General features: G+C 36.1%; 14 protein-coding genes. 9 read left to right on the top strand and 5 right to left on the bottom strand.

The genetic code is table 11. The annotated features are described in order from the left end of the window. The 3 genes from AC2CGN_RS17445 to AC2CGN_RS17455 form a co-directional block, all read left to right on the top strand. The coding region (locus AC2CGN_RS17445; protein WP_484515213.1) for a hypothetical protein at nucleotides 1-304 on the top strand (304 nt) is incomplete at its 5' end. Nucleotides 305-313: 9 nt separating this feature from the next. Beyond that, a complete protein-coding gene (locus tag AC2CGN_RS17450; RefSeq protein WP_484515214.1) occupies nucleotides 314-700 on the top strand; it encodes a hypothetical protein in 387 nt (128 codons plus the stop codon). A gap of 140 nt (nucleotides 701-840) precedes the next feature. Continuing rightward, nucleotides 841-1,935 carry a DUF418 domain-containing protein gene (locus AC2CGN_RS17455; RefSeq protein ID WP_484515216.1) on the top strand — a complete coding sequence of 365 codons (1,095 nt, stop codon included), beginning with the start codon at nucleotides 841-843 and terminating at the stop codon, nucleotides 1,933-1,935. Nucleotides 1,936-2,022: 87 nt separating this feature from the next. Here the strand turns inward: AC2CGN_RS17455 and catA are convergent, their stop codons facing one another. After that, nucleotides 2,023-2,682: a type A chloramphenicol O-acetyltransferase gene (gene catA / locus AC2CGN_RS17460; protein WP_484515218.1), complete on the bottom strand. Its 660-nt coding sequence runs from the start codon at nucleotides 2,680-2,682 to the stop codon at nucleotides 2,023-2,025. Nucleotides 2,683-2,904: 222 nt separating this feature from the next. Then, nucleotides 2,905-3,534 (bottom strand): TetR/AcrR family transcriptional regulator, encoded by a 630-nt coding sequence (locus tag AC2CGN_RS17465; RefSeq protein ID WP_286925225.1) that lies wholly within the window; start codon nucleotides 3,532-3,534, stop codon nucleotides 2,905-2,907. A gap of 172 nt (nucleotides 3,535-3,706) precedes the next feature. On the opposite strand from AC2CGN_RS17465, the gene AC2CGN_RS17470 reads away from it, so the two are divergent. From AC2CGN_RS17470 to AC2CGN_RS17495, 6 genes are all read left to right on the top strand, one after another. Further along, nucleotides 3,707-5,368, top strand: a complete 1,662-nt coding sequence (locus tag AC2CGN_RS17470; protein WP_484515220.1) for a M28 family peptidase — start codon at nucleotides 3,707-3,709, stop codon at nucleotides 5,366-5,368. A gap of 537 nt (nucleotides 5,369-5,905) precedes the next feature. Beyond that, nucleotides 5,906-6,415, top strand: a complete 510-nt coding sequence (locus AC2CGN_RS17475; RefSeq protein ID WP_484515222.1) for a GNAT family N-acetyltransferase — start codon at nucleotides 5,906-5,908, stop codon at nucleotides 6,413-6,415. A 27-nt stretch (nucleotides 6,416-6,442) separates the two neighbouring features. After that, nucleotides 6,443-6,979: a MerR family transcriptional regulator gene (locus AC2CGN_RS17480; RefSeq protein ID WP_484515224.1), complete on the top strand. Its 537-nt coding sequence runs from the start codon at nucleotides 6,443-6,445 to the stop codon at nucleotides 6,977-6,979. Nucleotides 6,980-6,999: 20 nt separating this feature from the next. Then, entirely contained in the window at nucleotides 7,000-7,242 is a 243-nt protein-coding gene (locus AC2CGN_RS17485; RefSeq protein ID WP_484515226.1) for a GyrI-like domain-containing protein, read from the top strand. Nucleotides 7,243-7,313: 71 nt separating this feature from the next. Next, nucleotides 7,314-8,363, top strand: coding sequence for a serine hydrolase domain-containing protein (locus AC2CGN_RS17490; protein WP_484515228.1), 1,050 nt, complete (start codon nucleotides 7,314-7,316; stop codon nucleotides 8,361-8,363). Between the two features lie 70 nt (nucleotides 8,364-8,433). Continuing rightward, nucleotides 8,434-8,871, top strand: coding sequence for a GNAT family N-acetyltransferase (locus AC2CGN_RS17495; RefSeq protein WP_484515230.1), 438 nt, complete (start codon nucleotides 8,434-8,436; stop codon nucleotides 8,869-8,871). 265 nt (nucleotides 8,872-9,136) lie between these two features. Here AC2CGN_RS17495 and AC2CGN_RS17500 read toward each other — a convergent pair whose 3' ends face one another. From AC2CGN_RS17500 to AC2CGN_RS17510, 3 genes are all read right to left on the bottom strand, one after another. After that, nucleotides 9,137-10,312, bottom strand: coding sequence for an MFS transporter (locus tag AC2CGN_RS17500; RefSeq protein ID WP_429982064.1), 1,176 nt, complete (start codon nucleotides 10,310-10,312; stop codon nucleotides 9,137-9,139). Then, nucleotides 10,302-11,135, bottom strand: a complete 834-nt coding sequence (locus AC2CGN_RS17505) for a MerR family transcriptional regulator (protein ID WP_484515232.1) — start codon at nucleotides 11,133-11,135, stop codon at nucleotides 10,302-10,304. The genes AC2CGN_RS17500 and AC2CGN_RS17505 overlap by 11 nt, the downstream gene beginning before the upstream one ends. A 144-nt stretch (nucleotides 11,136-11,279) precedes the next feature. Further along, the gene (locus tag AC2CGN_RS17510; RefSeq protein WP_484515234.1) at nucleotides 11,280-12,299 is read right to left on the bottom strand and encodes an alpha/beta fold hydrolase; all 1,020 of its coding nucleotides are present in this window, start codon (nucleotides 12,297-12,299) and stop codon (nucleotides 11,280-11,282) included. Nucleotides 12,300-12,403: the final 104 nt, after the last annotated feature.

Genomic DNA, 12,403 nt, shown 5'->3' on the forward strand with positions numbered 1-12,403 from the left:
GTACACGTCCTTTAAAATAGTTATTTCTATCATAGCTACTCTCAGTTTTCCGTGTCCACTTTTTATACTAACCTCAAACAACCTGCTCAGGTCAGAGGAAGAATCGCTCCGATTCAAGGTAAACCTGCTCGGGTTAGCCCAAGAATCGCTCCGAACCAAGGTAAACCTGCTCGGGTCAGAAGAAGAATCACTCAGGAACAAGGTAAACCTGCTCGGGTCAGAGAAAGAATCGCTCTGGTTCAAGGTAAACCTGCTCAGGTCAAAGGAAGAATCGCTCCGGTTCAAGGTAAATCTGCTCGGGTGAGAGAAAGAATTGCTCCGGTTCAAGGTAAATCTGCTCGAGTCAGAAGAAGAATTGCTCCGGTTCAAGGTAAACCTGCTCAGGTCAAAGGAAGAATCGCTCCGGTTCAAGGTAAATCTGCTCGGGTCAGAGGAAGAATCGCTCCGGATCAAGGTAAACCTGCTCGGGTCAGAGGAAGAATCGCTCCGGTTCAAGGTAAACCTGCTCGGGCCATTGGAAGAATCGCTCCGGTTCAAGATAAACCTGCTCGGGTCAGAAGAAGAATCGCTCCGGTTCAATGTAAACCTGCTCGTGTCAGAGAAAGAATCGCTCCGGTTCAAAGAAATCTGCTCGGATATTTTTTCAGTTTTATCTCTTTTTTCACAAGGTCCACATCTGAAGAACGAAAGAGTAATATAAATTTCTTGATTTTGTTAAAAGAATCCATTATTATTTACTTACCGGTCGGTAAAAACAAGATGAGCTTTTACTTTAAAAATATATGACTGGGGTTTTGTTTGCAGTTATAAGATTTAGAAGATAGTTAAGGAGGAACGTTTATGAATAAACAGTTACAATCAAAACGAATTGAAGGGTTAGATTTTGCCAGAGCCTTGGCTATGTTTGGTATGCTTATAGTAAATTTTAAAATTATTATGGGAGCGGTAGGGAATGGGCCGAGTTGGCTTATATGGTTTACTGGACTTTTTGAAGGAAGGGCGTCAGCTACTTTTGTTACGTTGGCCGGTATTGGGGTTGCTTTGATGACAAGAAAAGCTAGAATTGGCGATAATCATTCTTATATGAAAGAGAATAGAGTGAAATTATGGAAACGTTCCGCTTTTCTCTTCATTCTAGGTTTACTTTTATATGTGGCAGATTGGACTGGAGATATTCTACATTATTATGGTGTTTATATGCTGATTGCATCATTTCTTATCGCATCCTCTACAAAGTTCATGATTATCATATCTAGTCTTTTTTTAATAACATCACAAATCCTACAAGTGATGATGAATTATTTAAAAGGATGGCATCCTGAACATCCATTTATGGAATATCTTGATTTTTGGACACTTGAAGGTTTTTTAAGAAATCTTTTGTTTAATGGGTATCATCCAGTATTTCCTTGGATATGTTTCTTTTTACTTGGGATGATCCTTGGCAGACTTGATTTATCAAAGAAAGCTGTAAGAAATAAAATGATGCTCATTTCTTTCTTTTTACTTATTACAATTGAGGTACTTTCAAAGGCTTTAATGCGATTATCTCTGTCGGTATTAGATGTAAGCAGTGCAGAATATTTGTTTCAAACTGGACCAATTCCACCAAATATCTTATATATTTTATCAAATTCCGCTTCGGCGATTATTGTCATCGTTGCTTCCATTTATTTCGCAGAAAAGTTTGCTGGGCAATGGGTGACAAAATCACTTATTCAAACAGGACAATTAACATTAACTCACTATGTCAGCCATGTATTTATTGGTGTTGGTATTTTAGCTTTAGTAAATAGATTGGAGAACCAAACGTTAGCATTTTCACTAGTATTTACGATTTTGTTTTTTGTGGCAAGTATTTTATTCTCTGTTTTATGGAGTAGAAAATTTAAAAGAGGACCTATTGAATGGATTATGAGAAAAATAACAAATTAATAGTTTAGTAGTCGAGTTTTACATAAAGGCGAGAACAGAAAAGCGTTCTTGTTAGACAGGAACGCTTTTCTACAAAAGAAATAGGTTTTAGTGGGTCATATTCAACCAACCATAGGATTCATCGGCAAAACTCTGAAGGTGATTCATGAATAAGCTTGCGTGGTAACCATCACAAACAGCATGGTGCATTTGTAAAGAAACAGGAAGACAAATAGCATTTTGCTTGTGTACAAATTTACCTGCTGTAATTATCGGTAAAAGGTAATTATTCTCATTATGAATGTTAAGGTTAAAACCAGTAAATGAACACCATGGAATCATTGAAATGTGAAAAATATTTTCGGGAATTGGGGATTTCGGAAATAAACGTATCCTACCGTTATAATTCGTTACATCACTTTCGTAATCTTGATGGAACTGTCTAAAATTATCCGATGTTTCTGTCCAAATGCTCGAAAATGTCTTTGTCTCCTCATTAAAAATCGTGTAACTTGGATTTAGTTTTTCCCAATAGCCTAACTCTCCTTGGCTATTAAAACACGTTCTAAATGCAATATTAGAATTGATAGCTTTTGTCACTAGATAGATAAATGCTGGGTAAAACTTGAAATTATGATCTTTTATGTTTTTATAGAAAATACTAATATCTATTTCAGATGTCATACTAAACGTTGTTTGTTGGGTCATATAATGCTCAAAATACTCGTGTCGCTGCCAGTTCTTGCGATCAATTTTATTGAAAATCATTTTCCTTTGCCTCCTAAATATAAAAATTTTTATTTAGGAGGCTATTTTCACTGTTTTTTTCATACATTACACCCCACTATTGATGGTTATATCCTATTATAACATTCATTATTAATAGCAATTTTTCAACATTTTTGACGATAGCTAAAATAAAAGAATGAATCTGTCAATTGATTCGTCAGCTTATTTTAGCACGTGATACTTTTGAAAGCTGTCTTTAAATTATTTTTTATCAATAAGTGATTGAATATAGATTTCGGTCATTTTAATTTGTTCTTTCCATAATGAAATAATCCATTCTCTGTCCTCCAAAGAGATTAAAAAAGTCGCAAATCCATTTAAATAAGTCACTATTAAATCATTTATTAGCTCAATGTCAGAAGGAGTTAATTGATCCCCATAAAAATCTTTTAATAAAACCTCAAATAAATCAAAAGGTGTCTTATCTCTGTCCTGATTGAAGATAAGATCATCAAACTCTTTATCGTATGAAGATTTCACTACAAATTGTAATTGAACATTAATTAGATGTAAGTATTCTTTATTTTTTTCATCAATAAAAAAAAGAAAATATTTTAGCATAATATCAGAAAAAGAATCTGTTTCTTTAGATTCATTATAAATTTGTTCTAAAGCTTCATTCATGAGTAGATCAGATAAAATAAAAGCCTCTTGTTGAATTGTTTCCATAGAACCGAAGTGGTGAAATACACTTGCCTTACTCACATTTGCTCTCTTTGCAATGCTGCTAGCACTTAGTGACTCTATACCATTTTCGGCAATTAAAGAAATAGTAGCATTTAGTAATGCCTCTTTTGTTTTATTTCCCTTTTTTTCCCTACCATCTATCATTATAGAACCTCCTAACAGAATGGTTGTTACATTTACTCATTATTATAGCATAAATTAAACTACTTGACCGATTGGTTAGGTTTATGTATAATTTTATTGACCGATCGGTTAAATTTTCGGTAAAGTATTTGTATGAAACTTCATTTCTAGTAAAAGATAAGGAGAGAAATAGATGGAAAAAAGAAAGTTACTTATTTTTACGATATTACTTGCATTGTTAACGTCTTTTATAAGTTTTAGTCAATTTTTAAGTCCTTCTCAAGAAGAAGTAGGAGAAACAGAAAAGGATTTTTCATCGGACCGAGCTCTAAATTATTTAAAAGAAGTAGCAAAGGAACCACATCCTATAGGCTCTTCTGCGAATAAACAAGTAAGAGATTATATTGTAAAGCACTTTCAAGATTTAGATATTCCTGTTGAAATTCAATCAAAGCCAGTGAAGGATATTAGGGGTGAGGAGTATGCTAAAGAATTAGGTGCAGAGAATGTTGAAAATATTATTGCAAAAATCCAAGGAACATCCAGTGATGATAATGCGATTTTATTAACAGCTCATTATGATTCTGAAATAGAAACTCCTGGGGCATCAGACGATGGTTACGGCGTTGTCACAATTATGGAGGCAGCAAGAGCTTTAAAACAACTGCCAGCACCTAAAAATACAATTTATTTTGTACTAACAGACGGTGAAGAGCCAGGTTTACTTGGAGCGAGTGCTTTACAAGATCGAACGGATATTTTAGACGAAGTACGTGTTATGCTAAATTTCGAGGCAAGAGGTAATACAGGGGTGCCAATTATGTTTGAAACGAGTTCAAATGATCTAAGGTTGGCGCAATTGTATAAGGAGACTGTTCCATACCCTGTAGCATACTCCTTTGCTTCTGAAATGTATAAAAAGATGCCGAATGATACAGATTTTACGGAATTAAAAATAACAAAAAAATTAGGGTATAACTTTGCAAATATGGATGGTTTAGAGGCATATCATGCAGCGATAGATCGTGTAGAGAATAGTGACGAGGAAACGATTCGTCACTTTGGGAACTATGCACTTCCTTTAGTGAAAAGGTTTATGATGATGGATGCTAAAGAGTTTCAGGCCTTAGAAGATAGTAAAGGTAATGCGATTTACTTCCCATTAATGAAAAAAGTATTAGTTGTGTACTCCGAAAAGTTTGTAATTCCGTTAATGGTTGTTTTACTTATCTTAACAGTCGTAATATTCTTCTTCAGCTTTAAAAAGCAAGTGACACAGATTAAAGGATTAGCTTTTAGTTTAATAGCGTCGATTGGTAGTCTTATCTCTATTTTCATTATCTATTTCCTTCTAATTCGCCTACTAACAATTGTATTCAATGTTGGAATAGATGAAGATGGGATCGTTATGTTTGGTACTTATGATCCGTGGATCCTGACATTGCTGGTAATACTAGCTATTGTGCTCTCGTTCTTTTTGGCGAAGTGGATGTCAAAAAAGTATGGTACTGTGAATTTCGCCATAAGTACGCAAGTTTTATGGATTGTATTGGCTGTGATGTCGAGTCTTACGTTCAAAGGTATTAGCTACGCATTTACAATTCCAGCAATCATTAGTTTACTGTTGATTTTACCAATCATAGTAAAAGCAAAATGGGCCAAAGGTGTCTATCATTATGTAGCAGTTGCAGGATGGACAGTATCTAGTATTCTATTACTCGGGCCAATTATGTATCTTATTTATATAGCAAAAACAATTAGTATAGCACCTATAATAACAGTTGTTACTGCATTAATTACATTTTCTATAGTAGGAATTGTGAATTGGTTAACGGCAAATGATGGAAAAGCATAATATTAGGAGCAACCGGGTCGGTTAAAAAAGCTCAGTCCTAAGAGAAAAGTGATCGGGTTTACTCTGGAACTGCTCAGGTTCAAGCGAAAAATGATCAGGTCAGTCAAAGAACTGCTCGGGTTGGCTGGAAAACTGCTCAGGTTAGCCCATAAGCTGCTCAGGTGCAAGAGAAAAGTGATCAGGCCTACTACCAAGTAAGGTTTCGAAGTGTCCCTTTTTATTATGAAAAGTCTTGAGGTTCACACTGTGTGAACCTTTATAATGTTCTTTAATAATTTCAGGATTGGTGAAGACTTTAATCAATAAAGGATGTAAAATCCTTCTGGTTAAAGCTTCACTTGATTAAGAGAAAATTTTCTTAATTAGGGTACTGTTAGTCATAATTAACTATGGCTACTGTTAATGGAGCTTATGTGGGATCTAAAGGTTTATGAAGAAATAAAGAAGCTTTATAATACCCTTTATCTAGTGGTTATTTTTGCTATTTAAATAGAAACCATTCCTCAAATCTGTATATTTTAAAGGAGAAATGTAATTATGAATGGAAGAGAATTTGATAAAATTTTCACACTAATGGAGAAATCGTTTCCAGAAAGTGAGCGAAGAACTTATGCGGGACAAAAGGAGCTACTGGCCAATCAACATTACCGTCTTATATCGGAAACAGATAACAACAACCAAATTGTAGCTTTTTTAGCAGCGTGGGAATTTCCTTCGTTTCGGTTTGTAGAACATATTGCTGTCGATCCAACTTTGCGTGGAAATGGAGTAGGAGGAAAAATGTTGACCGCTTATATGAAAGAGTCAAAAAAGCCCATTCTCTTAGAGGTGGAGTATCCTGATACGGAATTGGCGCAGCGGAGAATAGGCTTTTATGAGCGATTAGGTTTTCGCCTTAATTCCTTCGAATATGTACAGCCTCCTCTTCACAAGGAACAGGATGATTTACCGCTAAAAATTATGAGCTATCCTCAACTTTTAACGAACGAGGAGTTTATTTTATATAGAGAAATCTTATATAGAAATGTATATAAGATTGAAGATTAACGTTGTGCTACCAAGGAGGTGTTTTGCTTGTATAAAATCGGGGAATTTTCACGGATTAATAAAATATCTCAAAGAATGCTTAGATATTATGATGAGAAAGGTTTATTAATTCCAAAAAAAGATGAAACGAATGGTTATCGATATTATACGAACGATGATATTTCTAAAGGAAATAAAATAAAATTACTGCGAAAATATCATTTTTCCATTGATGAAATAAAAAATGTCTTGGAAATGGATTCCACAACCCTTAAAGAAAGTTATGAACAAAAGATTGCTGAATTGTATGAAAAAACGATTGAATATTATCAGCTTATCGAGGAAATGAAAACTTATATAGAACCGAAGAACAAGATAAACAGGATTAACACCTATGACGTCTTTCGGGGAGTTAGAAAATCATTTCATGCTATCTGTTTAAGAGAAATTGTTGATGAAAAAGGCTTGGAGTTGTTAATTGATCAACTTCTTATATGCATAAATAAAACCAATCCAATTTTGGTTGGTAAACATTTGGCAATTTTCTATTCAATGGAGGGGGGAATTATACGCAGTTTGATGTAGAAGTATGCCAGCCAATAATAGTGGAAGAGGAAGTAAAGGATACTAGAATTAAATTTTTTGAGGAAGAAAATTATATCTATACAATACATATAGGTAATTATGACAGTATCAGTTATGCATATAGTGCCTTATATGATTGGGCACATTTAAATGGATATTGTTTAGATGGACCATTTATTGAAAAATATTATACAGATGCATTCATCACACTAGATAGAGATGAATATGTCACAGAAGTTAGTATTGCTATAAAAAAGCGCTAATGGAAGTGAAACCTTTGCTTCTTATAAACGTGATGAGAAATGGTGAAAAAATTTTTAAGAGGTGAATTTATATGAATAGTATATGTAATCAAACGATAGATACAGCAATTCAACAATTATTTAACAATATTTCACCAGACGAACCAGGCTGTGCTTATATTGCAAGTTTTGATGATGGTGTAACTTATAAGGGGGCAGTTGGTTTAGCTTCTATAGAAAAGAAATTACCCATTACAACAAAAACTGTTTTCAATCTTGCATCCGTCTCTAAACAGTTTACAGCATTCTCCATTTTGTTATTGGAGCAAGAAGGTAAACTAAGTTTAGACGATTCAATTTTAAAGTATATACCTTCTCTTGGGGAATATGCTGAATCTGTCACGCTAAGACATCTGATTCATCATACCAGTGGATTGGCAGATTATATGGAATTAGCTGAAAAAGCAGGGGTTTCGGATAAAGAGAAATTAACTGCTGAGCAATCTCTAGAACATCTTGCCAGCCATCCAATTGCAGATTTTCCTGTTGGAACAAAATTTGAATATAGTAACACGGGATATTTTTTATTATCTTTAGTAGTTGAAATAGCTAGTGGAAAAACTCTTCGTGAATTTTCAAAGGAACGTATTTTTGGTCCTTTAAATATGATTGATACAACTATCGTGGATAGCTATCCAACTAATATTCCGATTGCTCGTGGATACACGAAGAACGAGCAAGGTGAATTTGAAATTTATGAAAGTCCTTGGGAACATACTGGGGACGGAGCGGTTCATACAAATGTTGAGGATTTAGTAAAATGGGGACAAAACTTCGCTACAGGCATTGTTGGTGGGAAAGAGCTTGTTAAAAGAATGGGTGAGATAGGGTCAAAAACTTCTTCAAATGGCGCGCTAATTATCGATAATGAAGATTATGCTTTTGGCTTGTCTATTGGTAAAAATTTTAATAGTTCCTACTTGGAGCATTCTGGACTCTGGGCTGGCTATCCTTCTCACTTTATCTACTTTATAGAAGAACGTTTAACGATTGCAGTGCTAAGTAATGTTGAGGATTTTGATAGTGAAGAATATGCAATAAAAATGGCAGAAATTATTTTGGGGAAACATGCAAAGAAATAAATACAAGATTGATTGTATGAAGCTCTGTTACTTATAAACCTCTGTCTTTTGCTAATAAGGAGATTAAAAAATGAATATAACGCTTACTGATGTGGATAAAAATAATTATGAGGATGTTTGTGACCTATCTGTGGCAGAAAATCAGTATGATTATGTAGCAGAAAATATGTGGTCACTCGTTGAATCAAAATTCAACCCCTCCTATCAAACACGCGCAATTTGTTTAGATGAGAAACCTGTCGGATTTTTCATGTGGGTGCCTGAAACAACTAAGAGAATATCCATTTGGAGATTTATGGTAGACAAAAACTATCAAAACAAAGGTATCGGACGTAAAGCTTTACAACTAGCGCTTAACGAAATTAAACAAACAGATGGATTAGAAGAGATCGAAATCTGCTACAATCCAAATAATCCTGTAGCAAAAGGTTTTTACGGAAGCTTCGGTTTCGTGGAAGTCGGTATAGATCCAGAGGGTGAAGATGTATTAGCCATTATAAAAATTTAGTCTCCACCTTTAATAGTGGTGAGATGAATATCAAATTTAATTTTAAAAAATCAAAATGGAGCATGTTTTTATCAAATCATAAAAACACGCTCTTTTATTTTATCTTCATTCAGCAGAAGACTCCCAGATGAGAAGAATGCGGTTTTGGTTCCTTTTCAGTGGGTTTCCAAACACCTACTGAAATAGTGGAACTCAGTATCAGAATGCCACAACCTGTGTCAATTTAACTGCGCGAAAGCTACACTTACGCCAAGGCGAAATTGATTTATTGTGCATTCCTATTAGATGCTTTATTTTCATTTTTATAAGCGAACAACCGAGCTGCTAATAAAAGCGTCAGTAAGATCATTATAAGTCCAGACCAACTAAGATAGTCTATAGAAAAACTGCTAATCACCAGCCCACCGATAGTCGAGCCAAGAGCGAAACCGAACTGGATAAATGAGGTATTGACGCTAAGAGCAATATCTGGTGAATGTTCTACTAAGGAAACCAAGTACAACTGTTGTGCTGGGGAGGTCGCCCAAGTAGCCACCATCCAGATCATAATGAACGGGATGATAGTATATATCAAGCCCTCTGCCCAATTTAGTAGTAGTAGCATCACTGCTTGGAAGGAAAGCCCAGTATAAATCATGAACTTCGGACCTTTAGTATCAGCAACTATTCCTCCAAATTTGGAGCCGAAAAAACTGCAAAGACCAAAGAGTAATAGAATTCCAGAAAGTGCTGCACCCGAAAGTTTCGCGTTTGCCTGTAAGTAAGGAGCGATGTAAGTAAACAGCGTTGAATATCCGCCAATATAGAACAGTGTAATGGTAAGAGCAAGAACAATTTTTTTGTTTTTCAAAATCGACAGCTGCATTCCGATTGTAAAAGTTTTTTCCTCAGTAATAGATGGAACCTTGGTAAAGATCACTAAAAGTGGAATCAACGTTAGTATTCCTATAAGGATGAATAATATTCTCCAGCCAACAATTTCGCTTAGAAACGTCCCAGCAGGAACACCGAGGACAAGAGAACTACTTAAACCCATCAAAATAGTTCCGATAGCTCGACCTCGATTCTGTACTTGAACTAAACGAGTCGCCACAGCCATTGCGATAACAGTAGCGGCTCCTCCACTAATGCCTTGAATCACTCTTGCCAATAAAATCATTTCAAAAGAGGGACTGAAATAGACTAGGAAACTACTCAAAATAAAAATACCGAGCATCATTAACAATATTTTTTTACGATCCATCTGAATGGTTGCTGCAATTACAATCGGGGCCCCTATCGCTGCGGAAAGGGCGAAAGCCGTAACGAGTGCTCCAGCAGAGGCTGTTGTTATTCCAAGGTCAGTTGCTACCATATGAAGGATTCCGCTTATAATATATTCAATTGTACCAATAAGAAAAACTGCTAGAGCAAGTAGATATACAACCCATTTATTCTTCATAGACGAATCCCTCTTCTACAATAGGAATTTGAATTTCGATAAGATGAATATCCAGCTCCCCTGATAGCGGAACATAGATTTCTCTTCCCGGTTGGTCACTTCGAATTCGGTAGCCGTTGTGCTCAATCCAAGTAGCAAGGTCGATACAGGCTGTTTCCGAAAATGCTGAATCTGAACGGAACAACAACGTGGCTACTTTTTCAGCAGGTAGGAAACGTTGATTAAGATGCTCAGGCAGCTTAAGTGTGTCTGTTTTCACAGTATAACCAACCTCAAGTTCAAAGGCATGCGCTGCGCTGTCGGGAGTGTTCCATAGCACCATCTGTGGACTAGATAAGGTAGATCTGAAGCGACTATCGAGAAGTCCATTGAAAATTTCGAAAAGGGTTGGGATATCGTCAAGTGTTCCTGGCGAAGCATATGTAATCATGTGCATTTCTTCAATACACTTAATAACAACTTCTTGGTCTTTATCCATCCTCCCTTCCCGCTCTACAAGCTGTATTCGTTCTTTAATCTGGGAAAGCTTGGATCTTTCGATATCAAGCAGTCTCTCGATTTCACTTTCTTTAAGTCTAAGCATGCCACGAATTTGTTCAGCAGATATTTCTTCTTGAAGAAGATGCGCGATTTGCTGTAGTGTAAACCCTAATTCTTTAAAAATGATGATTTGGTTAATCTCTAGCAGTTGTTCAGCTGAGTAGTACCGATACCCGGTGGATTCATCCGTTTTGGTAGGCTTTAAGATTCCGAGCTGATCATAGTAACGCAACGTTTGTAGTGGAATTCTGCTAAGTCTGGAAAATTCACTTATTTTAAACATTTTTTTCACCTTCCTTCTTTTATTCGTTATGAGTATATACCCTCTAGTTAGGTATAAAGTCAAGATCTACATCAAACCTCCACGAAATCTTGATGTAGATCGCTTTACTTAAGTGATTGCAAACTTAATTGAAGAATTCAAATATCAGTCATTTGTTAACAGCAAAAATTGTTTCAAATGGTTATCTATCTCGAGGGAGTCTTGTTCGTTTTGACCGATTCCAAAGCAATGTCCCCACTTGGATTCGATTGGTTGAAAAATAGCATTAGGCATATGTTTCACTTCATATGCATTATCTTCTGGGGGGAAAAACAGATCGGTCGAGCCTGGCATAACAAGTGCTTGAGCGGCAATACGGTTTAATGCCTGTTCAAAATTTCCCTTGTCTAGTGGATTGGCGCTAATATCCCCGCTGATTCCAGTACGGAGCACGGCAATTAAGTCGTTGGCATCGAAGGAAAGGAACACTTGATCCCAATAATCTTCTAGATATGCCTTTAACGTCGAGTATCCTTCTTCCTGATAGAGCTGTTCTAAATAATAAGACTGAGAGAACCCCCAAGGAGCATAGGCACGTCCCATCGCAGCAAGTCCTCTTGTAGGCTGATGATTATAGAATCCTTCCTTCCAGTTAGAATCCGCTTGCAAGGCTGCGATAAGTGCCTCAAAAACAAGCTGTGCATGTGGCCTCGTCTTTGCTGTTCCACCAAACGGTGCAATTCGCTCGACCATCTCAGGATAGCTTGATCCCCATTGAAAGGTTTGAAGTGCTCCGAGTGACCAGCCAACAACTAAAGCAATCTTCGTAATACCAAATTTCTCGGTTATGAGCCGATGTTGTAGCCGGACATTATCATAAATCGTTACAAGCGGAAAATTCGCTCTGTCAAAAGGGGCGGGTGTATTGCTTGGTGAGGAAGATAGACCATTACCCAACATATTAGGCACAATAATAAAATATTTGTCCGGATCGAGAGCTTTACCAGGTCCAATCAACCACTCATTATCAGTATGCTGACCAGCAAACCAGGTAGGATAGACAATTACGTTTGACTTAGTAGAATTTAAAGCTCCATAAGTTTTATAGGCAAGGAAGGCTTGGGGCAGCTTTTGACCCGATTGTAGCTCGACATCTCCCAATGAATAAATTTCGTAATCTTTCATTATACAATTCTCCTTTGTTATACAAGATTTAATGTTGAAGCTTGATTTTCACTCTACGATACTGCTACCATCAAATCAACGAAACGTTTTTGATCATAATGTTC

The organism is Lysinibacillus sp. DFXJR4 (assembly GCF_057196045.1).